This window comes from Blautia coccoides (genome assembly GCF_034355335.1).
Classification (GTDB): domain Bacteria; phylum Bacillota; class Clostridia; order Lachnospirales; family Lachnospiraceae; genus Blautia; species Blautia producta.
Genome location: NZ_CP136422.1, coordinates 2,900,862 through 2,923,494 on the forward strand (window position 1 = coordinate 2,900,862; position 22,633 = coordinate 2,923,494).

The 22,633-nt window shown below is 39.2% G+C and carries 24 protein-coding genes; 20 read left to right on the forward strand and 4 right to left on the reverse strand.

All coding sequences use genetic code 11. The features are described 5' to 3' along the window. Positions 1 to 310: 310 nt before the first annotated feature. From BLCOC_RS12865 to BLCOC_RS12875, 3 genes are all read left to right on the forward strand, one after another. A complete protein-coding gene (locus tag BLCOC_RS12865) occupies positions 311 to 463 on the forward strand; it encodes a hypothetical protein (RefSeq protein WP_165907353.1) in 153 nt (50 codons plus the stop codon). A gap of 174 nt (positions 464 to 637) precedes the next feature. Continuing rightward, positions 638 to 835, forward strand: coding sequence for a helix-turn-helix domain-containing protein (locus tag BLCOC_RS12870; protein ID WP_018594326.1), 198 nt, complete (start codon positions 638 to 640; stop codon positions 833 to 835). Between the two features lie 261 nt (positions 836 to 1,096). Next, complete coding sequence (locus BLCOC_RS12875; RefSeq protein WP_242998946.1) at positions 1,097 to 1,957, forward strand: DEAD/DEAH box helicase family protein; 861 nt, start codon at positions 1,097 to 1,099, stop codon at positions 1,955 to 1,957. Positions 1,958 to 2,063: 106 nt separating this feature from the next. Here BLCOC_RS12875 and BLCOC_RS12880 read toward each other — a convergent pair whose 3' ends face one another. Next, entirely contained in the window at positions 2,064 to 3,272 is a 1,209-nt protein-coding gene (locus tag BLCOC_RS12880) for an IS110 family RNA-guided transposase (protein WP_115622407.1), read from the reverse strand. Positions 3,273 to 3,495: 223 nt separating this feature from the next. Between BLCOC_RS12880 and BLCOC_RS12885 the strand changes: the two genes are divergently transcribed. The 14 genes from BLCOC_RS12885 to BLCOC_RS12950 all read left to right on the forward strand — a co-directional run bounded on the left by BLCOC_RS12885 (position 3,496) and on the right by BLCOC_RS12950 (position 17,253). Next, the gene (locus BLCOC_RS12885) at positions 3,496 to 4,284 is read left to right on the forward strand and encodes a DNA/RNA helicase domain-containing protein (RefSeq protein WP_242998947.1); all 789 of its coding nucleotides are present in this window, start codon (positions 3,496 to 3,498) and stop codon (positions 4,282 to 4,284) included. A gap of 21 nt (positions 4,285 to 4,305) precedes the next feature. Then, positions 4,306 to 4,647, forward strand: a complete 342-nt coding sequence (locus BLCOC_RS12890; protein ID WP_018594324.1) for a nucleotide pyrophosphohydrolase — start codon at positions 4,306 to 4,308, stop codon at positions 4,645 to 4,647. Positions 4,648 to 4,954: 307 nt separating this feature from the next. Continuing rightward, positions 4,955 to 5,173: a DUF3427 domain-containing protein gene (locus BLCOC_RS27885; RefSeq protein ID WP_330412010.1), complete on the forward strand. Its 219-nt coding sequence runs from the start codon at positions 4,955 to 4,957 to the stop codon at positions 5,171 to 5,173. Next, positions 5,133 to 5,519, forward strand: a complete 387-nt coding sequence (gene mutT, locus BLCOC_RS12900; protein ID WP_115622408.1) for an 8-oxo-dGTP diphosphatase MutT — start codon at positions 5,133 to 5,135, stop codon at positions 5,517 to 5,519. The genes BLCOC_RS27885 and mutT overlap by 41 nt, the downstream gene beginning before the upstream one ends. Positions 5,520 to 5,887: 368 nt before the next feature. Then, entirely contained in the window at positions 5,888 to 6,232 is a 345-nt protein-coding gene (locus BLCOC_RS12905; RefSeq protein ID WP_029469260.1) for an arsenate reductase family protein, read from the forward strand. A 253-nt stretch (positions 6,233 to 6,485) separates the two neighbouring features. Further along, positions 6,486 to 7,082 carry a class I SAM-dependent methyltransferase gene (locus tag BLCOC_RS12910; protein ID WP_115622409.1) on the forward strand — a complete coding sequence of 199 codons (597 nt, stop codon included), beginning with the start codon at positions 6,486 to 6,488 and terminating at the stop codon, positions 7,080 to 7,082. A 50-nt stretch (positions 7,083 to 7,132) separates the two neighbouring features. Then, positions 7,133 to 8,251, forward strand: coding sequence for an HNH endonuclease domain-containing protein (locus tag BLCOC_RS12915; protein WP_242998948.1), 1,119 nt, complete (start codon positions 7,133 to 7,135; stop codon positions 8,249 to 8,251). Between the two features lie 250 nt (positions 8,252 to 8,501). Further along, positions 8,502 to 11,555 carry an AAA family ATPase gene (locus BLCOC_RS12920; protein ID WP_272868250.1) on the forward strand — a complete coding sequence of 1,018 codons (3,054 nt, stop codon included), beginning with the start codon at positions 8,502 to 8,504 and terminating at the stop codon, positions 11,553 to 11,555. Between the two features lie 14 nt (positions 11,556 to 11,569). Next, the gene (locus BLCOC_RS12925; RefSeq protein ID WP_115622410.1) at positions 11,570 to 12,928 is read left to right on the forward strand and encodes an McrC family protein; all 1,359 of its coding nucleotides are present in this window, start codon (positions 11,570 to 11,572) and stop codon (positions 12,926 to 12,928) included. After that, positions 12,876 to 13,544, forward strand: coding sequence for a DUF7225 domain-containing protein (locus BLCOC_RS12930; protein WP_115622411.1), 669 nt, complete (start codon positions 12,876 to 12,878; stop codon positions 13,542 to 13,544). The genes BLCOC_RS12925 and BLCOC_RS12930 overlap by 53 nt, the downstream gene beginning before the upstream one ends. An 87-nt stretch (positions 13,545 to 13,631) precedes the next feature. Further along, positions 13,632 to 13,820, forward strand: coding sequence for a hypothetical protein (locus tag BLCOC_RS12935; protein ID WP_131918328.1), 189 nt, complete (start codon positions 13,632 to 13,634; stop codon positions 13,818 to 13,820). Next, positions 13,804 to 15,909 carry a DNA/RNA helicase domain-containing protein gene (locus BLCOC_RS12940; RefSeq protein ID WP_115622412.1) on the forward strand — a complete coding sequence of 702 codons (2,106 nt, stop codon included), beginning with the start codon at positions 13,804 to 13,806 and terminating at the stop codon, positions 15,907 to 15,909. Before BLCOC_RS12935 ends, BLCOC_RS12940 begins: the two co-directional genes overlap by 17 nt. A gap of 216 nt (positions 15,910 to 16,125) precedes the next feature. Further along, a complete protein-coding gene (locus tag BLCOC_RS27890; RefSeq protein WP_330412013.1) occupies positions 16,126 to 16,218 on the forward strand; it encodes a VapE domain-containing protein in 93 nt (30 codons plus the stop codon). A 570-nt stretch (positions 16,219 to 16,788) separates the two neighbouring features. Next, positions 16,789 to 17,253: a low molecular weight protein-tyrosine-phosphatase gene (locus BLCOC_RS12950; protein ID WP_115622413.1), complete on the forward strand. Its 465-nt coding sequence runs from the start codon at positions 16,789 to 16,791 to the stop codon at positions 17,251 to 17,253. 407 nt (positions 17,254 to 17,660) lie between these two features. Here BLCOC_RS12950 and BLCOC_RS12955 read toward each other — a convergent pair whose 3' ends face one another. Beyond that, positions 17,661 to 18,353, reverse strand: a complete 693-nt coding sequence (locus BLCOC_RS12955; RefSeq protein WP_115622414.1) for a GDSL-type esterase/lipase family protein — start codon at positions 18,351 to 18,353, stop codon at positions 17,661 to 17,663. 100 nt (positions 18,354 to 18,453) lie between these two features. Here BLCOC_RS12955 and BLCOC_RS12960 point away from each other — a divergent pair, with 100 nt between their 5' ends. Beyond that, positions 18,454 to 19,125, forward strand: a complete 672-nt coding sequence (locus BLCOC_RS12960) for a Crp/Fnr family transcriptional regulator (protein ID WP_115622415.1) — start codon at positions 18,454 to 18,456, stop codon at positions 19,123 to 19,125. A 264-nt stretch (positions 19,126 to 19,389) separates the two neighbouring features. Here the strand turns inward: BLCOC_RS12960 and trxA are convergent, their stop codons facing one another. Both trxA and BLCOC_RS12970 read right to left on the reverse strand, forming a co-directional pair. Beyond that, positions 19,390 to 19,698 (reverse strand): thioredoxin, encoded by a 309-nt coding sequence (gene trxA / locus BLCOC_RS12965; RefSeq protein WP_018594312.1) that lies wholly within the window; start codon positions 19,696 to 19,698, stop codon positions 19,390 to 19,392. A 93-nt stretch (positions 19,699 to 19,791) separates the two neighbouring features. Further along, positions 19,792 to 20,667, reverse strand: a complete 876-nt coding sequence (locus BLCOC_RS12970; RefSeq protein WP_115622416.1) for an NAD(P)/FAD-dependent oxidoreductase — start codon at positions 20,665 to 20,667, stop codon at positions 19,792 to 19,794. Between the two features lie 163 nt (positions 20,668 to 20,830). Between BLCOC_RS12970 and BLCOC_RS12975 the strand changes: the two genes are divergently transcribed. After that, a complete protein-coding gene (locus BLCOC_RS12975) occupies positions 20,831 to 21,568 on the forward strand; it encodes an SIR2 family NAD-dependent protein deacylase (RefSeq protein ID WP_115622417.1) in 738 nt (245 codons plus the stop codon). Positions 21,569 to 21,958: 390 nt separating this feature from the next. Continuing rightward, positions 21,959 to 22,627, forward strand: a complete 669-nt coding sequence (locus tag BLCOC_RS12980; RefSeq protein ID WP_026255364.1) for a F0F1 ATP synthase subunit A — start codon at positions 21,959 to 21,961, stop codon at positions 22,625 to 22,627. Positions 22,628 to 22,633: the final 6 nt, after the last annotated feature.

Sequence of the window (22,633 nt, forward strand, 5' to 3'; positions counted from 1 at the left end):
GATAGTCCGGCAATTTCCGGTATCTTTATAGTGGATGGTATGTGAATTGGATAGGTTGTAATTGAGCAGTCTGTGGATTGAGCAACCAGCGGATTGAGCAGTCTGTGAATTGAACAGCTTTAAAATTAAACCATCTAAGAAATTAAATGGGAAAGTTTTATTTATGGCGCCTTGCATATGCAGGGCGCCCTTTTTATAATACTGAAAAGTGTATCACATCGTTTTGAAAGATAGATGGTACGTGATTAGGTGGTTTATAATTTGATGACTTATTATAAGCAGGATTGTTTAAGAATTAAGAGAATTGTCTTTGGCTGAAAGAATTGTTTTAAATGGCTTAAGGGCAATAGGGGCAGCAACAGAAATAAACACACTCTGCCTCAATAATATTGTTTTGGAGATAACATGGAAGATTTCGTATTCCATGTCATTTTTATATTTACAATTAATATATAAAAAATAATAAATGCCTGTTTTTGCTAAAGTAACGGGTAAAGGTCAATATGCCGGAGCATAACAAGATACTTTTAAATTGAAGATTGCAATTTTCAATTATTTGATTGTCTTTAACAGTGCAAGATGCTAAAATACTAGTAATGACTTGTTGGTTACACAGAAAATATGGGGTGGTGGATCAATGGCTGTTAGTTACAATAAATTATGGGGAATCCTTGAAGAACGCAAAATGTTAAAAACAGATTTGATCAAGGCTGCAAAAATCAGTACCAATGCTATGGCAAAGCTCGGGAAAAATGAGGACGTACGTGTGGGTGTTTTAGTTAAGATATGTGAGGCCTTGAATTGTAAATTGGACGATATCATGGACATTCTTTGACTGCATGGAAAGGATCATATAAAGTGCTCAGTGTGAAAAGGTACTTACCGAAAGGTGATACAGTTATCTGTCTATACCTGATTGGAATGGTAAAAGAAATACTCTGGATTATGATTCTGAAATTTAATTGAATAGTTTTAGTTTAATAGAACATGAATTAGTGTGACAAATTATGAGAGAAATACCGGATACTGCAGATATGCATATCAAACGAAGATTCGGATTTGATAAAAATCAATCATTATTTGAAGGAAGATTAACATGTTTAAAATTACAGAAGGTGACTTTAAAAACCAGAAATACGGAGAGGAAAGCTATCTGTCAAATTGGCCAATGCTTTATATACTAGATAATGGTAAGCAAGCTTATATTGGAGAGTCTAACCATGTTAAAAACCGAATGTCTCAGCACCATGGTTCTTTGGATAAGAGGATTTTTGACAAGGTGCATTTTATTTATTCATCCAAATTTAATCAATCGGTTACGTTTGATTATGAGTCAAAACTTATTCAGTATATTGTAGCAGATGAACTTTACGAAGTTCGTAATAAGAATGCCGGAATGGCTGAAAAAGAATATTATGGCAAAAAAGAATATGACGAAAAATTCCAAGTCCTCTGGAGAAGATTACAACGTGAAAAAATAGTAAAACATTCTCTGGAAGAATTGGAGAATTCTGATTTATTTAAGTATTCGCCGTATAAGGAGCTGAATAATGATCAAAGGACCGCTGTAGAAGAGATCATTACTTCACTAAAGCAAGATGAGAATCAGACAGTCATTGTAAATGGCTGGCCGGGAAGCGGAAAGACGATTGTTGCAATCTTTTTACTTAAGTATTTGCGGGACAGTGAAGAGTTTCAGGATAAAAAGATTGGTTTTGTTGTTCCGCAGACTTCTCTAAGAAAGACGCTAAAAGGAATTTTCAGGAGCATTTACGGACTCAAATCTTCGGATGTATTATCCCCATCGGATGTGACAAAACAATTTTATGACATTTTGCTTGTGGATGAAGCGCATAGACTGCACCAATATAAAAATATTTCATATATGGGTGCTTTTAAAAAGAACTGTGAAAAGATTGGATTGACAATAGAAAGTGATGAATTAGCCTGCAAATAAAAAGTCAAGGCTAAATTGAAGAACATTGAAAATTTTATACAGGTTGAAAATTAGGTATCAAAATAAGACCACCACACCAGTGCTGGTCTGAGAATTATAATGATGATTAGGATTCTGGAAGAGATGAAAGATATTCTTTCACTCGTCCGTAATAGATTCTTAGAAACTTGTTGGCACCTGCAGTCATATAGACATAATAAGGCTTGCCTTGTGCCCGTTTCTTATCTATGAACTGATACACAGGATCATCCTGTGGGTGTGTTTTTATTAAGACATCCATTACCTGAAATAAAGTCTTTCTAAGATCAGATGAGCCTCGTTTTGAAGTTGGAACACTTTTTTGTTCATAACTTCCCGATTCATTAACACCGGGATCTACACCGGCAAAAGCAGTAATAGCACCTTTATGGGTAAAACGGGAAACATCACCAATCTCAGCCATCAATTGAGGACCAAGCGAAGCACCAACCCCTTTCATCGCCATAACAATAGGATACTCTGGGAGTTTGGATGCAGTTTCATTCATAAGTGTGCGTAGTGATTCAACGGTTGTAGAAGCACTGTTAAGCTGGTTTACAGCCTGCTTGATAATAAGCTTTGTAATGTCATCCTTAGGAAGTACAGGAACAAGTTCCTTTGCTTTTCCATAGATTTCCTCAGCTTTGGATTGGCTGAAGTTGTACTTCTTACGTTTGCACCAGTTTTGATAATGGTCGATAAAGGCATTCAGAGACATTTTACGGACACAGTCCACATGCCAGTATGTAGATGCAAAATCAACCCATTTCTGGCTGCCGTCACTGCGTGCAGGACTGTCAAAGTAAGTATTAACACCAGGATAGGTTTGGTCAAGGATGCCGATAAGATTATTTTTCATAGCCGTCTTGTGCTTCATGTAAAAGCCGAACTGACGGTTCATGGTTTTGAGCTGATTGCGTAATTCATCCATAACATTATACTGTTTAAGATTTTGCCATTTGTCAAGAGCATATCGGGCAATCTTAACAGCATCCGCTTTATCAGATTTCACTTTACGAAGAGAATCATTATCAAAGTCTTTGATAAGTTTTGGGTTAATGGCACTGACGAAAAGATTTGCCTTTGAAAGCTGATGGGCGAGGACTTCATAATAACGTCCTGTGTGCTCCATCACGATTCGGGACTCCCCTTCAACAGAGTTGATGAGTTCTACAAGTGAATGGATATCACTGGCTGTGTGTTTGATTTCGAAAGGTGCGGAAACAATTTCACCGAAAGGTCGCATGATAGCAACCATACTCTTACCTTTTGAAACATCGATACCTACTGCGTTCATAAATTGTCACTCCTTAAGATTATTGCAATGGATAAATACCAGTTTTACTCATTGCCTATTCAATCTACTGTGGTGTGACGCGAATGCACCTATGGCGATTCAACCTGCATAAAACGAACGCTGCGAATGAGGAGCTGGTTATCAGTCTAATTTACGGACGCGAAGTCCAAGATTGGAAGACGATATACCGATTGCTCCATCATTATACAGCTTAAGCAACAAGATGGATAATTCCTTACTGGCTGTAAGGGATATTAACCATAAACATATTGTAGTAGATTGGATACTTCATCAATGTAAATGCCCTGTACTGTTTTATGATGAGATGCAGGTGGTTGGCCCGTCCGGAATTGATGTGAGTAGATTTCATAAGAAGATGGAAATTGAACAGGCTAAACGTATGATAACTTACTATAATTTATTTACACAGATGCGGGTAAATGGCGGCAATGATTATATTGAATATGTGAAAAATATTTTGTCAGGAACAGTCAGAGAAAAGAAAAACTTTGAAAATTATGAATTTAGGTTGATGACGGATTTTAAGGCATTTAATGATCTGATGTACCAAAAGGAAGAAGAGGTGCAGCTTGTAAGAATGGTGGCTGGATATGCCTGGGAGTGGATCAGTAAGAACGATAAAACCGTTTTTGATATTGAAATTCAGGGCATAAAGAAACAATGGAATCATTGCACGGAGGGCTGGGTCCATTCAAAAGAAGCAATTAACGAGGTGGGATGTATTCATTCTACGCAGGGTTATGATTTGAATTATGCCTTTATCATTCTGGGCGATGAAATCGGATATGACCCGGTCAAGAAAAAAATAATGATCCGGCCTGAAAACTATTATGATCAAAACGGTAAAAAGACAGTAGGGTATGAAGAACTTAAGGAATACATACAGCACATATATTATGTTCTTATGACCAGAGGAATACGAGGGTCTTATTTATATGTATGTGACCAGGAGTTACGAAAATATATTTCACAGTATGTAGATACAGTATAATTTGAAAAGAGGTATAGCAAAATGACTCAGGATACTATAAACAAAGTGTTGAAATTCCGGGATGATAGAGATTGGAAACAATTCCATAATCCCAAGGATCTGGCAATTTCCATCAGCCTGGAGGCTGCTGAATTGTTGGAGGTGTTCCAGTGGAGTGCTGAGGATGTAGTGTGCGAAAATAAGATTGATAAGATAAGAGAAGAACTTGCAGATGTAGTGAATTACTGTATCCTTATGGCAGATAGCTGTGGATTGGATTTGGATGAGATCGTTCAAGAAAAAGTGAAATTGAATAGTGAAAAATATCCGGTGGAAAAGGCGTTTGGGAGTAAGGAGAAGTATACGGAATTAAAGGATAAATAAAGTTATAAAATAAAAGCTTTTATTGGGCTTTATTGTGAGAGATAAAGAAAGAAGAAAAAGTTGTTGAGTTTATTTCCATGAAATTGGCTTCCGGTAAGTGAATGCATGAGCTTGAAATGCCGAATCGTCTATTGTCATATCGGCATGGGATTTATAAAAGCTTTGGTGAGATGTTGAAAAAAGAGGAATTTTATGCAATTATAAAAGAACTGGTTGAATTTGGTATATCTAGATATAAGACATATTTCAGTAAGAGGTATCAGGATACGATTTTTGTTTTATATCAAAAATATACTTACGAGGATGCATGTCAACTTACAACTGGGAAAATAGTGAAGTGCCCTTGAATATGGGTGGATATAAATACGATGAAAAGACGAAAACTTTCCCAGTGTTTATAAATTATGACAAATCTGATGATATTAGTGAAACGACGAAGTATGGGGATCAATTTGCTGAAGGATATTTACGGAAAGGAAGAGATCGTGAAAAAAGTAAAGGTGGTTGCGGCAATCATACGAAATAATAACAAAATATTTGCAACTCAGCGAGGTTATGGTGAATTTAAAGATGGTTGGGAATTTCCGGGAGGTAAGGTGGAGGTAGGTGAAACACCAGAATGCGCATTGATTAGAGAAATTCAGGAAGAACTTGACACAAAGATTTCCGTAGGAGAAAAATTGGATTGTGTCGAATATGATTATCCGACTTTTCATCTATCCATGGAATGTTTTTGGGCTGAAATAATTTCCGGAGATTTGGTTTTGAAAGAACATGAAGCTGCGAAATGGCTTTCAAAAGATGAATTGGATAGTGTGGAATGGTTGCCTGCGGATTTGGAATTGATTGAAAAGATTAAAGTGGAAATGTAGCATGTTGGCAAGCGAATAATAAAATATATGCATAATGCGAATCTTTGTATAGGACTTTGATTTTTGAATAAAGAAAAGTTCTATAAAGCTAGAAGTAGAGTGCGTGACAGAAAAAATGAAAGTGACGCGTAGGCAGAAGAGTGGGACAATGAAAACGGATATCTGATAGATACATGCCTGACGGCACAGGATAAGTATAAAGCTTATTTGGAGCATTTCAGGATTTGGTATGAAAGAATTATTTTTGATTTGTAAAAATAAGAATATGTGGGGAATTGGCAAAAATAGGTGATATGGATGGTGGTATGCGGATTTCGTTACCTGGTGTTTCATATAAAAAAGGTAATAATTGAAATTAGGAGAGGAATATGAATATACAGATTTTCGGAAGTAAGAAAGACTTTGATACCAAGAAAGCAGAGCGCTATTTTAAAGAGCGTGGAATCAAAGTACAGTTTATCGATATGAAGGAAAAGGGAATGAGCAAAGGTGAGTTCAACTCGGTTTGCCAGGTTGTGGGTGGATATCAGAATCTGATCGATCAGAATTGTAAGGACAAGGATCTTCTTGCATTGATCACCTACATTGCTGAAGAGGACAAGGTGGAAAAGATCCTGGAGAATCAGAAAATTATCAAGCTTCCTGTTGTTAGAAATGGAGGACAGGCGACGGTAGGGTATCAGCCGGATGTCTGGAAAGGATGGAATTTGTAGACGGAAACCATGAGAATTTTGACCGTCTTTATGAATATCCGGTAGAGGAATGGCACGGGTGTAAGGTTCATAAGATACGACCGTTAGTTATTCATATGATGCGTGGGCAGGTGTTTGAAATTGAAGGACAGAACATATTCACATTTGGTGGCCCAAGCAGCCGGTATTTGATAGAACACATCTTTTATATGTGTATGCTAATGGAGCGGAAGAGAAACTCGTATTAAACAGACATTTGTAGGAGGAGTAATCTGTGAGCCATACATTAGATTATTATAATCATAACGCGGCTTCTTACGTAGAAAACACCAGACAGGCAGATATACATCTACTGCAGGAAAAGTTTCTTGCATTGCTGAATGAAGGGAATACCATTCTGGATTTTGGCTGTGGGTCAGGACGAGATACAAAGTATTTTCTTGAGAAAGGATATTGTGTTATTGCAACGGATGGATCGGAGGAGTGCGTTCGATTGGCCCGCGCATACACAGGAATAGAAGTGCGTGAGATGCTGTTTCAGGAGTTGAGGGATATGCAGACATATGACGGAATCTGGGCCTGTTCCTCGATTCTGCATTTGCCAAAAGAGGAATTGTTATCGGTCTTTCAAAAAATGTGCAATGCATTGAAAATGTCCGGTGTGATTTATACATCCTTTAAATACGGTAGGTTTGAAGGAGAGAGAAATGGCAGGTTTTTTACAGATTTTACAGAAGAATCGTTTCGAAATTTCATCAAAGAAGTTCCGGGTCTGATTGTGGAAGAGTACTGGATTACCGGTGATGTAAGACCTGAAAGGGGTGAAGAGAAATGGCTCAATATCATACTTCGAAAGAAGGATATTCGCTGATTCTTGAGGGAGAATATCATAATACACTGGATATAGAAGGATTTTCTCAGATGATGAAAGATCCATCCTATTGCTATAAATTCTATTGGCTGGAAGCCATTGTAGATCTTATCTCAGAAGGAATACAGAATACAACCTTTGACGCAATTATTGATGAAATGATCTGCAATGCATGGTATTCGGTACGGGAATACCATATTCATTTAAGCGGCTTACTAGCAGACGGAGTGGTAAGAGATGGTCTGGAGAAGGTGATTTTGCGGTTGACGGAGCTGAGCGGCCTTTCTGCCAATGCTTCTAAAGTTGAAATTAAGAATGAGATTACAAAATACAATCAGGAGTTAAAGGAATGTAAGGAACAGCTCACCAATATGGTTCCGGGGCGTGCCCTGGCAGGATTTTTTGCAAAGAGCCATGAAGAAGTACCGTGGGGAAGTATTCGCAGACTGACAGAATACATTCGCCGTATAGACAGCACACTGACCCGGCTTCCCTATATCTTCGGAGACAGCAGTAAGTTGAAAAAAGAAGTCTATTTCAATGAGGAATGGATGCGGATGATTCAGGATAATACGGTAAACATACTAGGGTGGATCCAGTTCGAAAAGGTAAAATGGCTGCAGAACAATAATCCAGAAGTCCCGGGCCTGATCTATAAGCTGGCGCCAATGGATGAGAAGGTGCGTAAGCTGAGCCGTGTCCGCAGACTCTGGGAAGGGATCCTGGATATTCGAGAGGTGAGAGATGTATTCACCGATCGCCCAATCGCTGCAAAAAAGTACGATGTAGATCATTTTATCCCATGGTCTTTTGTAATGAATGATGAGCTGTGGAACCTGATGCCGATGGAATCTTCTCTAAATTCAGTAAAAAGCAATAAGCTGCCCAAATGGGATCCATTCTTTGGAGTGTTTTGGGAAAATCAATATCTGATGTACCAGGTGATTCAGGAAAAGGAAGAACTGCATAAGAGATTTGAAGCATGTTACCGGGATAATCTACATTCTATCTGGGCGGGACAGGAGTTGTACCGGCCGGGGAATACAAGAGAAGAGTTCTGTAATATCCTGTGGAAAAATATGCGGCCGGTTTATGATTCGGCAAGACGGCAGGGGTATGAGGTTTGGGATTATATTTGCCATGGCGAGCGAGTCGGCGTTGGCGCATAATGCAGAATTATCGCAGTAAAATGGGGCAATTTGTGTCAGAGGAAAATCAACAAGTGTAAAAAATAAGTTTGATTCTGCCAGAGTATTATGGTGGGTTAATGCAGATAATGAAAAGCATACCCTAAATTATCTACGTGTAGATTCGATGTTGGATTCACATCAAGAAGACTCGTGATGATGATGAATTTATTGATAAAGCATATCCTAAGGGATTAGATATGTCAGATGAATTTGAAATGTGTGACTCCAAATGACAATGGAAGAATGGTTCTTCTTTGTAAAGGAGCAATACCCAGAGGTGATAAAGAAGATGCAAAAAATAGATATAGATTATACAGGTGTGTTGGATTACTTGGCTAATAACCAGGAAGTTCCATACTCAAATCCGGAAGCACCTAGTTTAGCACAGGATGTTAAGGCTAAACTGTTAAAGGTTAAGGAAAAAGGACAAGCGGCAGCTGCAGAAATGAAAAAGATTGCAGCACGTTGCGAGGAATTATATGGCCTTGATAAGTGCTTACCTATTGCATGGTTGGATGGTTCAAATACAAAAACGAGAAAGTATCTCTGGGCACAGATGAAATATAAGGATTATGCAGCTAATCCTACTAGCGTATCTTTATTCGTTGAGAAAAACGGTGATGCGGCCAGATATCGCATCAGTTTGGAAATAAAGAATGATGGTACTGATAAGAAGACAATGGCTATTTACCATTCTCATTTGGATATTCCGAAGGAAGATGGAATGATATATGTGTCTGGTAGTAATGAATGGGGGAACCCAGATGTTATTACAGAAACAGTAGACAAGATCAAAAAGAAGATTGATTCTGGAGAAATACGAAAAGTTCAGCTTTGTATTTATGTTGAATCGTCAGCAGATAAAACAAATGAACAGTATGATGCTGATGTGATGGACGCAGTAAAAAGGATTATTCCATATTACGAGCATGTTATTGGAAAAACATTAAAGATGCCAGCAACAGGACGAGCATGGCTTTTGACATGGAATCCTGCAAGTTGGTATTGGGCGGATTATAAAGAGTGGTGTGCAGATACAAAACTTGGTAATAAACACACAGAACCTTGGACTTGTTCCAGCAAGCAGCCAGCGGTAGGCGATGAGATTTTCTTAATTAAGACTGGTGCTAAGCCTAGAGGTATTCTTGCTCATGGATACGTATCGAAGGAAGCCTATGAATCTGATCACTATGATCCAGCAAAAGTGGCACAGGGTGTTAAGTCAAATCATATTGATGCAGAATACGATTGGATTCAGGACTACAACTCAGAACCAATGTTAATGCAGGATGACTTAAAAGATAAACTTCCAGATCAGCAATGGAGTCCGATGGGATCTGGTATTGAAATTAAATCAAGCGTCTTACCAGAACTGAAAAAGATGTGGCTTGAGCTTATTGGAAAGAAAGCAGACGAAGTAACATATTGGCCTAGTTTAGAAGAATATGATCCAGGTATCACAAAAGAAAGATGGACCGAGTTATTAAGTGATTCTGAGGTTGCCGCTGTGGAGAATCTTGGAATGTTTAAGATGATGCTTGAATTAGGTGGTGAATCTACTTGTGCGAACTTGGCTGAAACATACGGAGGTACCGCAGGTTTTTATAACGGCTTAGGCAGAGCATTTAGTGAAAGAGTGCATAAAAAGACAGAATGTCCATTATACGTTGATGAAGATCGCGAGCGTTATTACACAATACCGTTTGTAGGTAGAAACGTTATAGAAAAAGGGAAAACAAGATATTCATGGAAGTTTAGAACTGAGCTAAAGGAGGCGTTGAAAGAGATGGACTTATCCTCAATAGACATTGAAAAGAAAAAAGACGTGACCACAGAATTTGATAAGAACATAATTCTCTATGGCCCTCCTGGAACTGGAAAGACATATAATACTGCTATTTATGCAGTTGCTATTTGTACAGGTAGAACTATTTCGGATGTTGCAAGCGAACCATACAGTCATATCATGGATACATACGATAGATTGAAGAAAGAAAATAGGGTGGCCTTTACCACTTTCCATCAGTCATATGGATATGAGGAATTCATCGAAGGAATAAAACCAGTTGTAGATCAAACAAAGAACGAAATTGGGTATACAGTAGAACCAGGTGTTTTCAAGAAATTCTGTGATGATGCAAGGTCAATTGATAGTAATGAAACTGGCACATTAATAAATGCTCATGCTCAGATTTGGAAGTTAACAATTATGAGCGGGGAGATGAATCAGATAAAGCAGGAATGCTTCAAGGAAGGAAATGCCAGAATGGGATTCGATTATGATGCTCCAGATGCTAGAGCTTTCGTTGAAGATGTGGCACTTGGTGATATTATTCTGTCATTTAAAACTAGAAAGACAATTGATGGCATTGGTGTTGTAACTGGTGAAATTGAAGAGTTGACTACAAAGGATACTTATCAACTTTCTCGTAAAGTAACTTGGCTTGCAATAAATATCGATGAGGATATAACAAACATTAATGCAGATAAACTTCTTCATAGAATGACATTTGCAAAAGTACCTAATATGCAGTTGAAGGATATTCTTGAAGTGGCAAAGAAGTATTCTTTAAGTGATAATACAACAGAGGTTGTAGAAAACGTAAAACCATATGTTTTTATTATTGATGAAATTAACAGAGGTAATATTTCAAAAATATTCGGTGAGCTTATCACGTTAATTGAGGGAACGAAGCGTGCTGGTATGCAGGAAACAACCTCTGCTATACTTCCTTATTCTGGTGAGCCATTCAGTGTTCCATCTAATGTATATATTCTTGGAACAATGAATACTGCAGACCGTTCAATTGCATTGATGGATACAGCGCTTCGCAGAAGATTCCAGTTTGTTGAAATGATGCCAGATGCAAATGTTCTTAGGGATATCGGCGCTGATTTTGTAGAGGATATTGATGTAGCTGCAATGCTTGAGAAGATCAATGAGAGAATTACCTTCCTATACGACAGAGAACATACAATAGGTCATGCATTCTTTACAAAGCTTGCAGGCAATAATGATTTAGTAACTTTGAAATCTATCTTTGAAAAATCAGTAATTCCTTTACTTCAGGAATACTTTTATGAAGACTACCAGAAGATTCAATTGGTTCTTGGAGATAATGGAAAAACTGACCCTTCAACAAAGTTCATTCTTGATGAAGTGGTAAAGGTAAAAAATATATTCAAGGGTAATGCAGATGACGTGGTTGATCTGCCAGAAAAGAAATACACCATCAATACAGAAGCATTTGGTAACCTTGAAAGCTATAAGCAGATTATTTAAAGCGTGGTGAGAAAATGGATAAATTGCTAGAGGTGAGAGAGTTCGATACGATTACCGGAAACGCTGACTTTAAAAGTGATGAAAAATATAAATATCTTGATACAGCAGCTTTTCATGACCTTGTAGAATTTATCCATGAATTCTCAGGAGATGAAGAAAATGCTGATGCATTGGATTTCATGCGCATCTCTTATAAACGTAATGTTGGTGATGTTGTAACCATTAAGAATTATGTTGGCTTGATTCAAATGAGGAATGGATATCAAGTACAAGTGCTTCCAAAGATCAGTTTTGATTCTGTTGATGATACAGGAAACAAAGATACAAAAAGAGTATTCCTAAAAATGCTAAAAAGCATGAAAGATTTTCCAAGTAAGGTGTTTAATGATGCGAGTCTAAAAGTGGATCGCATGAATCTCTATGAGATTTTTATTAACATGTATCTTCAGGAAGTAAGGCAGTTGGTAAAGCGTGGAATTAAGTCTGCGTATGTTAGACAGGAGGATAATCTGAAATTTTATAAAGGAAAGCTTTTGACTAGTCAGCATATAAAAACGAATATGACACATAAAGAAAGATTCTATGCTGCCTATGATGAGTTTCATCCAAATAGACCAGAGAATAAATTGGTTAAAGCGACATTGCTTAAATTGCAGCAATTAACCACAAGTGCAGAAAATTCAAAAGAGATCAGACAACTTTTAACCGCATTTGGAATGGTGGAACCTTCAACAAATCATATGAAGGAATTTTCCCAGATAAAAATAGATAGAAATACAAAAGACTATGAGATGTTAATGCAATGGTCAAAGATATTTCTGATGAATAAATCATTTACAACATTCTCCGGTAAGAATACATCTAGAGCGCTTCTTTTCCCGATGGAGAGTGTGTATGAAAGTTACGTTGCACAGCAGATGAAGAAGGTTTTAGGACTGGCGGGATGGGAGGTTTCAAGTCAGGACAAGGGTTACTACTTGTTTACGGAACCGAGACGTCAGTTTGCGCTTAGACCAGATATCGTTTGTAAACGTGGTGATAGAACGGTCATCATGGATACAAAATGGAAAAGTCTTATCAGTAGCGAACGTGCTAACTATGGTATCTCTCAGAGTGACATGTATCAGATGTATGCTTACTCAAAGAAATATGAAACATCAGAGATTTGGCTTCTTTATCCGTTAAACGATGAAATGCGCGGACATTCAGAGATTAAATTTGAATCTGGTGATGGAACAACAGTGAGATTACATTTTGTCGATGTTGCTCATATTGAAGAAACGCTGGAAGAATTGAAAAAGAAACTGGAGGTGACTGAGTATGAAAATAGAAGAAAAAGTAACAGAGGTCATCAACGACTATGTCAGCTCTAATGGAACATCGTCTGAAATGAATCGAGAACAGCTGTACCAATTAGTAACAGCGAATTATCCGATGAATAAGAACAGTTTTTTACCAGCTGATTATTGCTATAACAGAACTAATGAAGGTATTGATTTCGAGAAGCATGTTCATCTTTTTGCAAGAACTGATGAAGGTAACTATCTCATTTTAGGAGAAGATTATTCTTATTCTGGGCCTGTGTATTATAGGAGAAGAGGAGAAACTGAAGATAGTGTTTGCGGCATTTGGACCAATGGCGTATATGAAGCAGGTATACCAATTGCTGGTACAACGGAATTGCGTTTGAATGATTTGTTGAGTGGGGTGAAAACAGCTCTTAAAACAATTCCTGTTACAGTAGCTACATCTGGAAAAGCCGTTCTAGTTCGTTTTCAGGAGCTGTTTGTTTGCGGGGTAAATGTTGAGGAGGAAGTTTACAAAATCTATAGTGTTACTTCCGATTGGGTGGATTGTACATCATATCATTGTGATTCTGCTGAAGATGGAACTTGGTACTACTACCTAGAAACAATAGATGAATGTATTGGTGAGGTACAACGACTTGTAATGTTCGTGGCACAGAAGAACAACATACAAGTGAATTAAGCCGAATGGTAACAGATGAGGTATTTGAAAAAGCATATGCACATTTCATTGAGAATGTTGATGCTGAATATACAAAGATGATGGCTGATGCAAAGAATAAAGAAACCTGTATATGTTGCGCTGGTTATACCAAAGCTAGAACCTAAGTCTTTGGTAGTGATACCGACAAATATTGTAGGTAAACAGGCGAAGTTTAAGTCACTTGGTGTTGGCGCGATTACGGCTATTAAAGGTACTTCAATTGAGGTGGTGTTTGAAAATGGATTATGTGCGTAAAACAGTATTTGAGCTATTAGAAATAAATACTCATCAAAGGGTTGTAGATTTTATCAGAGAACTCATTAAACATTCTGAAAAGAGATTGATAATTCAGGATAGTGTTCTTTGGGATTTGGTACAAACGTATTATAAAAATCAGCGAGTAACCTATGCTGCGAACACATCTGATGAAAAGAAAAAGGTAATGTCTTGGATAGACTGCCTGGAGTTTTTACAGAGATTTTTTGCTGGAAAATCGGAACTGTATGGTGTGAAATTATGCTTTGAGTATCATACACCAGATAATGCCTGGTTTGATGTTGTTGTTCTAGATAATAATAGAATCACGATTCTTGAGTTTAAGAGTGGTGAAAGTACAAATGAAGATAATTTAAGCGACTATGAGGAACAACTTGATGCATACTGTAATAAAATGTCGCATGCAAATGTAAGAGTATGGCAGCAATTTGAAAAAGGTCTTCAAGCAAGAGGCTTTCTGGTATATACAAGTGAGAAAATGAAAAACATAGGTTTTCAAGAAAAAATAGTTAAGGTCTGTGAAGAATTTGCTGAGGTTGTTGATGGCTTGAGCGGAACTATGGATGACGTTTTGGAAACAGCCGTGATGAATTTTGATCCTGATCTTGATTCATCAACTCTAAGTGCTTTTATAAATGTTTTAGATGAAAAAGTGCTTGATGGAATTTATATTCCCGATATTTGCAAAGATAGATGTATAGATATCATCGATGAAGACAAAGATGCTCAAGTCAAGAACATTTCTGTTCCAAAAGTTAATATCATCTTTGTTAATGGAAAACCAGGTTCTGGAAAAACTGGTGTTGCATTATCGCTTGTTTCTGAATATTGCAAACGAAGGAAAGATGGAAAATCATCGAAGCGAATAAGATACGCGACAGGGAATGGTAATTTATATTCCTTGTTTAATCAAGCTGCTAAGAACAAGAAAACGGCTGGAACAACGGCATTTGTTTTTTCGAGAATACGAGAACTATATAAGATAGATGACATTATCAATAATCCGTCAGGCCATTTAGAGTACCGTGCAAAAACAAAAGAGGATATTATTATAATTGATGAAGCGCAGCGTATGTGGTCTTCAGAGAAAATAGCCTTTGATCATAGCTCTAAAAAGGTCGGGGATCAGTATATTAACACGTACCACTATGACCGAAGAACCGTTTTAGCTAATGGGTTGTCTGAACCCGTAATGGTACTTAGAGATATTTATAAAGGGGCGTTAGAAAGTAATAAAACAAAAACAGTGCTTTTTCTAATTGGTAATGGACAAGAAATCTATACTGGGGAGGAACTCGGAGAAGATCAAATTGTTCAGGCCATTGATGTAGTGAGCAAGTTATTTGAGAATAAAGTAATTACAAGAGTTTACTCTTCGAAACAATATGAAGCTCTTGGTGCAAATATTCAAGATAGCTCAGAAGAAAACAGGGGGCTATTCTTACATTCTGAAAAAAGGAACAAGATGTGCTGTGAAGCAGGTGCCATGGTTGATGCTCTTTTAAATAATGAAAAAATTACAACATCAGGAAACATTCCATTTGTAGTATTAGGTACGAAGAAAGACTTAAATACTAAATACTTCTCTATTAAAAAAGCTGACCCGAAAGCAAAGCAAAGACTTTTTATTGATTCATATGATCAGAAAGATATTTGCACGTATTTCGAGACTCCAAAGGTAGCAATAAAAAACACACAATTGTTTGATTTTTTCATGAATGACTTAGGAGCGAAAATGGACTACTTTGCAACAGAGTTTAATGCACAAGGTCTAGAAACTGACTATGTATATTTTGTTTGGGGTAGAAGAATTAAAAGAATTGATAATGGCTGGGACGTTAATACCAGAAATGCGGGGCAGATATATTACTATTACAAAGAGATAGAAGAATTTAGAAGAGCTAATCCGGATCTAAATATCAAAGCGCATAACATTAATGAAGAAATACATAAGATGATCATTAATGCTTTTAGAGTTTTACTGACAAGAGCACAGAAAAAGACATTTATTTATGTGGAGGATGAAGTTACGCGTAAATATTTGTTGAATTATTTTTCGGGAAAATAAAACAAGGAAGTATACATAAATGAAACATGTAGCAGAGAAAATCGAAATAGAAGAAACTACGGAATAAGTGAAGAAAATGCTGAAGACGAATCAGAAAGGATAAGTTGCCAACATTCAAGGAAATTACAAAATTATTTTTCTGCATGATCCTGAACTGAAAGGAGCATTCAGCATTAATCTTCTGACGGTGCTGAGATCAGTGATTATAATTACGAGGTGACTTTACTTTTTGCGTTGGGGGCAATCTCAAGAGTCTTTCATCCGGGTGTCAAATTTGATGTTATGCTTTGCCTGACAGGAGGACAGTGAGTTGGGGAATCTACGTCTTTTTTTGCTTTCTGGCAGTGAAGAAGGACTGGTTTTCCGATGATATGTAAACATTGGATGATGAGAATATTTTTCAAAAATTGCAAGGCCACTGGATTATTAAAATACCGGAAATAATTGCATCTGAAAGACCACAAGAGACAATTCGTATTTGGTGGTTCTTCTAATTCTCTTGACTTACAAAGAAACAGGAAAAAGATTTTCTGGAATTTATAAAAAATGATAATCATTTCGGCAAATATTATGAAGGCATTTATATTTTTTCCATACAAGTCTTCGAATCCTTGAGTTTGCAGGACCCACTATAAAAAATATTGATACGGGAAACAAAAGAATTGTTGTGGACCATCAGCACCAGAGGAGAAGGGACATGATGTATGTGATCGAAACAAAAGCGATATGCGTATTGTGCCAATAACACCGGAAGTAAAAGAGTGTTTCCGGCATATTTTTGCCAGAAGAAGGAAGCCAAAGTAAGTATTTCTGTTATGGAAATGCCGGAAAGTGGCGTAAAATCAAGAGAAATCAGTATTTTAAAGGAGTTTTTTAAGTATGATTAGAGTATTATTCGTCTGCCACGGCAACATCTGCCGTTCCCCCATGGCCGAATTTGTCCTAAAAGACATAACCCAAAAAGAAAACCTATCGAACAAGTTCTACATCGCATCCGCTGCCACCAGTACAGAAGAAATCGGCAACCCGGTACATCACGGAACCCGAAATAAACTGCGCGAGGTAGGCATTTCCACAGCGGGTAAATATGCAGTACAGATGAAAAAATCGGATTATGCAAAATACGATTATCTTATAGGTATGGATGAGTGGAATATCCGCAATATGAATCGTATTACAGGCCATGATCCGGATCATAAGATCTGTCGTTTGTTGGATTTTTCTGCGCATCCAAGAGACATTGCAGACCCATGGTATACAGGCAATTTCGAGGTGACCTATTCCGACGTTGTAGAAGGCTGTCAGGCATTTCTTGAGACTTTGCGGCGTCAAAAGAAAATCTAGCTCTAGTACAGGCGGCGGAAAAACCATCAGCAAAATAAATACCAAAAGAAGGTCTGATACTATGCGGAAAAGTCAATCAAAAAATAAACAAAAATAAAAACACCCCCACGCATTTTCATCAAGGGAATACTGTGCGATGCGCAGCGCCCCCGAGTTCGTCAACGCCAAAATGCAGTTCACTGCATTTTCCCCCAAAAAAGGACAGAACTGTGCGCCTCGAAGCGTATTACTATATAAAAACTATATTTTTAGCATACTGTGAACAGCAATGAAAAAGCGGTTAATTGAAAAAGCAGTTAATTGAAAAATCACAAACAGAACAATCAAAAATATTCCGGACTGGAATAACTTCCGGATATATGGTATATTGATGATAATAAGAGGAGACAGCGTAATACCCCAAAGCCTTAATACCCCAAAGTCTTCAGTGACCCATAAACGGTCTGAGCAATGGCTTCTGCTCCCAGTTCGTTGGGATGGACACCGTCTTGGAGGAAGAATTCGGGATGTTTGGCAGTCACCTCATGAATATCGATAAAAGGCAGTCCTAGCTCTTCTGCAAGCTCACGGACTGCTTTTGCCGCTTCACAGGCTGTGTCAGCTTGTATCTTATAAGGCTTTGCGGGATTGAAATTCTCCGGGAACACAGATGCGGGTGACATGAGGATCACGTCCGGTCTGGAAGACAGCTCCTGGTAGGAGCGGATCAACTGCCGGTAGTCATCCTGAAAGGCTTCTGTGCTGATCCAGTTGTAAGGCTTTGTATCGTTGGTCCCCAGCATGATCAGGACCACATTAGGTTTAAAATCCAGGCTCTTTTTGTAGCGTTTATGGCTCGTATAAGGTCTGTCACAGCTTTCCTGAAGTGTGTATCCGCTGGCACCAAAATTTTTCACAGTATATTTGCGGCCAAGCAGACTTCCAAGCTGCGCAGGATAACTGTCATGGCTTTTATCTTTGATCGTGGCACCGTATGTGATACTGTCCCCCACACAGGCGATTCGTGTCTGGGAGGAATGGTCCAGCCAGAGAGCGGAGAGTATGACTGCCAAAAGAACGGCAATGCACAGCAGGCGATAAGAGAATTTTTTTTGTCTCATAAAGGAATTTTTCTCCTTTTTTCATATTTCGCAGGCATATTTCACAGACATATCTTATTGTAAGGGCTAAAAAATGGAATTGCAAGGGAAGGATATAAAAATGGAAAATAGAATAAAAGAAGTTCTGGTGCGGACACCCTTCTGGGAACATTTGACAAAAGAACAGCAGGAGAGGGTGTGCCGGGATTCCAGAGTAGTGCAGTATCCCGCGGGAAGTCTGATCTATTCCCCTACCAGGGAATGTCTGGGAACCGTATTTATTTTAAAAGGTGTCATCCGTGCGTATCTCTTGTCTGACGAGGGAAAAGAGGTGACAATATATCGGATCAGGGAAGGGGATACCTGTGTACTCACAGCATCCTGCGCCCTGTCGGCCATTACCTTTGATGTGGAGATAGAGGCGGAAGCTGACTGCGAAGTCCTGCTGATACCTGCACCTGTATTTTCCGCTCTTGCGGCAGATAATATCTATGTGGAGAACTTTGCCTACAAGATTGCCACGGAGCGTTTTTCAAGCGTTGTGGAGGCTTTGCAGCAGATCATGTTCCTGAGCCTGACCCAGAGGATCGCGGCTTTTCTCATCGACGAATCCGCCCAGAGGAAGGATGACAGCATCCGTATGACTCATGAGGAAATCGCGAAAGCTATCGGAAGCGCCAGGGAAGCGGTGAGCAGAACCTTGAAACAGATGGTTAAAAAGGGGGATATCTCCCTGTTCCGCGGCGGGATCAGGATTGAAAATAAGAGCAGTCTTTATGAAATGCTGCCTTAAAACAGACACTGCGGACAGTGATCTGATGTCTGCTATACACAGCCACTGTCCCGCGAGACATTTTTATGTGCCAGTGCATGATAATCCCGAGGCAGCCAGCGCGAAATGGAGCAGAATGCTCTATTTCTGTACATCGCGAAGCGTGTTGCTGTCCACAGAACTGCATTTTTTGCGGAGCTGTGAACAGCAAAATCTGACGGCTTCCTGCCATATACAAAAGGGTGCGGCACTCAGCCACACCCTTTTGTCATATTCTCACTGCTCTTATTTCAGCAGATTTACAAGCTGTGATTTGGGAACAACACCCACGGATTTTTCAGCAACCTTTCCGTTTTTGAACACCAGCACGGTTGGAATGTTCATAACACCGTAGGAGGAAGCAAGCCCCGGATTCTCATCCACGTTTACTTTGCCTACTTTGTACGCACCCTCGGATTCCGCTGCGATTTCTTCGATAACCGGTCCGAGCATACGGCAGGGCATACACCAGGTGGCCCAGAAATCCACCATTACAGGGACATCAGATTCCAGAACTTCACTTTTAAAATTTTTCTCATTAAATACCATTGCCATAATTATACACTCCTTATTTTCTATGATTGATCTTGGTTACTCGTCTTTATGGGCATATTCTATCAGATGCCGGTTTGTTTTTCTGTGACTGTGTCACACTGTGCTGGTATGTTTTTTTAAGTATTTCACAGCTCTGGTTCCTGCAAGCGCCCCTTCATAGACCGCTTTGGATACCTGGAGCAGGCCTCCGGTACAGTCGCCTGCGGCAAAAAGTCCGGGAAGGGCAGTGCTGGTGTCAGTCTCTACCATGATATGATTGTTTTCAATCATTAATCCCAATTTTCTCGCAATATCTGTACTCCCTGCGGTTCCCAGCGCCACGAAAAGTCCGTCCAGAGGAAACTTTTCATGATCCTCCAGCTCCAGCCATTTCAGAGTGGGATCTCCTCCGGCAGAAATGATCTTTCTTGTCTCAACCTGGATCGTTCCTAAGGCTTCTTTTTCAAAAGTCGGCTCCATACCGTTGGTGAGGATGGTGACTTTTGCTGCCAGAGGTTCCAGAACCTTTGCTTCATGCAGGGCATATTCACCGTTGCCGATCACGGCCACATCTTTCTGACGGTAGAAAAAACCGTCACAGATGGCACAGTAGCTGATGCCGCTGCCCTCATATCTACGGGCTTCCTTCAGGGCAAGGGTGTTTCGCTTTGTTCCTGTGGCCAGGATCAATGCCTTTGTCTGATAAGTGGATAGAATCGTGTGGACTGTGTAGTCGCCGTCATACTCCACAGACAGCATTTCATCCTCTACAACCGGGACACCTAAAGCCTTGATCTGCTTTAGTCCGTTTTCATACAGCTCCTGCCCGGAAACAGGGTCGGGCAGTCCGTAATAGTTTTCAATCTTTGCGGCTTTTTCCAGGGCACCGATACCCTTGTGTATGATGAGCGGCGTGATGCCGGAGCGTACTGCGTATAATGCGGCGGAGATACCGGCGGGACCTGCGCCGGCGATGATCAGTTTTTCCATATATTCAGGCACTTCCTTTCTTTCTACTCTTATCTTATCACAGATTTTACCAAAAGACACAGATTTTGTTGGTGACCTGGTTACATAAGAAAAAATCCTTTATAAAAACAGAGAAAAATGGTACAATATAGACATCAAGAAACGCCGGGAGGAGGAAAAATTGATGGAAGAGGAAAAAAAGATTGAAAGACTGAGGGCAATCATTGATGAAAGCGCCTATACAGTTATTTTAAGCGGTTCCGGCATGATGGCAGAGTGTGGATACATGGGAATGAAGACGCCGGAAAAGGCATATGAGATTGAAAAGACATACGGCGTGTCACCGGAGGATATTTTTACCAGTGTGTATTACAATAACAGGCCGGCAGAGTTTTTTAAATTTTACAGGAATGAGGTCCTTCAGGGAGATGTGGATACCAGTGAAACCTTTCGGACAGCCGCCAGAATGGAGCAGAAGGGAAGACTTAAGTGTATCATTACCGGAAATATATATGAGTATCCGCAGAAGGCAGGCTGCCGCAATGTGATCAACCTGCACGGAAGTATTTATGAGAATATCTGTCCCCACTGCGGAAGAAAATATCCGCTGAAATATATAAAGGCATCAAAGAAAGTACCTCTGTGTGAGGACTGCAGCCGTGTTATCCGCCCGCAGGTAGCTCTATTTGGCGAGATGATGGACAGCCGGCTCATGACAAAGGCAACCTGGGAGATTGAGAATGCGGATACACTGATCCTCCTTGGGACGACACTGGATTCAGAGGTGTTTTCCAAGTATATCAAATACTTTGAGGGAAGGAATCTTGTCATTATCCATAAAGAGCACCACCACTCAGACAGCAGGGCAGACCTTGTGATCTGGGATGAGCCGAGAAATATTTTTACTAAACTAGGCTATTAATATGAAAACCTAACAAAAAAGCGCCCTGTTTTTCGTGAATGGGGCGCTTTTTAGATGTGGGTTTTGAGAAAATGCCCACATTATTCACAAAAATTAAACGAAAATACAACTTGTATTTGTGAAATAAAGCAGTTGTATTTTTCTGTATACCGATTGGTACACGAAAACCTTCCAAAAACGGAGAGAAAACCATAAAAGAAATTGAAAAAATGTCTGAAAAAATGTCTCGAAAATCATAAGAAAGCCACATCTAAAAAAATATAAAGAAAGATTGACAAATGAAAAAATTAGCTGTAATGTTTTCTGGAATCATAAATAAATAAGAAAGGAGAAGTTAAAAAATCATAAAATAGAAAGGGAGGATGTCCTACGGGAACTATAGCGGATAGGATTACGGAAGAGCTGAACTGCGAGACCGTATTTACCATCCCAATTTTTGGCGGGATACCAGTCACGGAGTCTGTGGTGGTCACCTGGATCATTATGGCAGCATTGACGATAATATCGATCGTTCTTGTCAGAAATCTGAAGGTGGAAAATCCCGGTAAGAAACAGTTGGCTCTGGAATCAGCTATTGGATTTCTGAATGACTTTTTCGCAGATATTCTGGGCGAGAGAGGAAAACAGTATATTCCTTACTTGATTACCGCTGCCATCTATATTGGCGTGGCTAACTTAATTGGTCTTCTGGGCTTCAAACCGCCCACAAAGGACTTAAACGTGACAGCAGGGCTGGCGATCATAAGCATCTTCCTGATTGAATATTCAGGATGGAAGCAGAAAGGGTTTAAGCGGTTCATGCACAGTTTTGCAGAACCCATGGCCATTGTTACGCCGATCAACATTATGGAGATATTCATCCGTCCGGTGTCGCTGTGTATGCGACTGTTCGGCAATGTGATCGGATCATTTGTTGTAATGGAATTGATCAAAATGATCTTACCGGTTGTTTTACCCATTCCGTTCAGCTTTTATTTTGACATTTTCGATGGTCTGATCCAGGCCTACGTATTTGTTTTTTTAACTTCGCTCTTTATAAAGGAGCAGATAGAGGAGTGACCGCAA

Coding starts and splice junctions, on each gene's coding strand:
- BLCOC_RS12870 (WP_018594326.1), top strand. CDS start 638: ATGGCTGTTAGTTACAATAAATTATGGGGAATCCTTGAAGAACGCAAA.
- BLCOC_RS12875 (WP_242998946.1), top strand. CDS start 1,097: ATGTTTAAAATTACAGAAGGTGACTTTAAAAACCAGAAATACGGAGAG.
- BLCOC_RS12880 (WP_115622407.1), bottom strand. CDS start 3,272: ATGAACGCAGTAGGTATCGATGTTTCAAAAGGTAAGAGTATGGTTGCT.
- BLCOC_RS12885 (WP_242998947.1), top strand. CDS start 3,496: ATGGATAATTCCTTACTGGCTGTAAGGGATATTAACCATAAACATATT.
- BLCOC_RS12890 (WP_018594324.1), top strand. CDS start 4,306: ATGACTCAGGATACTATAAACAAAGTGTTGAAATTCCGGGATGATAGA.
- BLCOC_RS27885 (WP_330412010.1), top strand. CDS start 4,955: ATGTCAACTTACAACTGGGAAAATAGTGAAGTGCCCTTGAATATGGGT.
- BLCOC_RS12905 (WP_029469260.1), top strand. CDS start 5,888: ATGAATATACAGATTTTCGGAAGTAAGAAAGACTTTGATACCAAGAAA.
- BLCOC_RS12915 (WP_242998948.1), top strand. CDS start 7,133: ATGATGAAAGATCCATCCTATTGCTATAAATTCTATTGGCTGGAAGCC.
- BLCOC_RS12920 (WP_272868250.1), top strand. CDS start 8,502: ATGACAATGGAAGAATGGTTCTTCTTTGTAAAGGAGCAATACCCAGAG.
- BLCOC_RS12925 (WP_115622410.1), top strand. CDS start 11,570: ATGGATAAATTGCTAGAGGTGAGAGAGTTCGATACGATTACCGGAAAC.
- BLCOC_RS12930 (WP_115622411.1), top strand. CDS start 12,876: ATGAAAATAGAAGAAAAAGTAACAGAGGTCATCAACGACTATGTCAGC.
- BLCOC_RS12935 (WP_131918328.1), top strand. CDS start 13,632: ATGCAAAGAATAAAGAAACCTGTATATGTTGCGCTGGTTATACCAAAG.
- BLCOC_RS12940 (WP_115622412.1), top strand. CDS start 13,804: ATGGATTATGTGCGTAAAACAGTATTTGAGCTATTAGAAATAAATACT.
- BLCOC_RS12950 (WP_115622413.1), top strand. CDS start 16,789: ATGATTAGAGTATTATTCGTCTGCCACGGCAACATCTGCCGTTCCCCC.
- BLCOC_RS12955 (WP_115622414.1), bottom strand. CDS start 18,353: ATGAGACAAAAAAAATTCTCTTATCGCCTGCTGTGCATTGCCGTTCTT.
- BLCOC_RS12960 (WP_115622415.1), top strand. CDS start 18,454: ATGGAAAATAGAATAAAAGAAGTTCTGGTGCGGACACCCTTCTGGGAA.
- trxA (WP_018594312.1), bottom strand. CDS start 19,698: ATGGCAATGGTATTTAATGAGAAAAATTTTAAAAGTGAAGTTCTGGAA.
- BLCOC_RS12970 (WP_115622416.1), bottom strand. CDS start 20,667: ATGGAAAAACTGATCATCGCCGGCGCAGGTCCCGCCGGTATCTCCGCC.
- BLCOC_RS12975 (WP_115622417.1), top strand. CDS start 20,831: ATGGAAGAGGAAAAAAAGATTGAAAGACTGAGGGCAATCATTGATGAA.